This window comes from Bacillus sp. AFS001701, from assembly GCF_002559405.1.
In the GTDB taxonomy this organism is placed as follows: domain Bacteria; phylum Bacillota; class Bacilli; order Bacillales; family Bacillaceae_G; genus Gottfriedia.
This window is the reverse complement of the sequence record NZ_NTZO01000512.1, coordinates 1-245: the sequence shown is the minus strand read 5'-3', so window position 1 is coordinate 245 and position 245 is coordinate 1. Positions and strand designations below refer to the sequence as shown.

Genomic DNA, 245 nt, shown 5'->3' with positions numbered 1-245 from the left:
TCCCTATTCTGTACAAAATATTGCGGATTTAGAAGCAATAATTCATAAATACATCTATAAATATAACCATAAGAGAAGACAACGAAGATTAAATAGACTATCTCCAGTTAGTTTTAGACATCAACAACTAGCTTCTTAAGCGCGGAATAACTAGATAATAGCTCAACATAGACACAAAAAAAGAGCTATTTCTCAAAGGAAATAACTCAGTTTTTTTACATCTCCACTTTTTGGGGTCTTGACCA

Annotated in this window: 1 protein-coding gene; it reads left to right on the top strand. The window is 31.8% G+C overall.

What is annotated here, in order from left to right; all coding sequences use genetic code 11:
* Positions 1 to 19: 19 nt before the first annotated feature.
* Complete coding sequence (locus CN514_RS26920; protein ID WP_353652089.1) at positions 20 to 139, top strand: IS3 family transposase; 120 nt, start codon at positions 20 to 22, stop codon at positions 137 to 139.
* Positions 140 to 245: the final 106 nt, after the last annotated feature.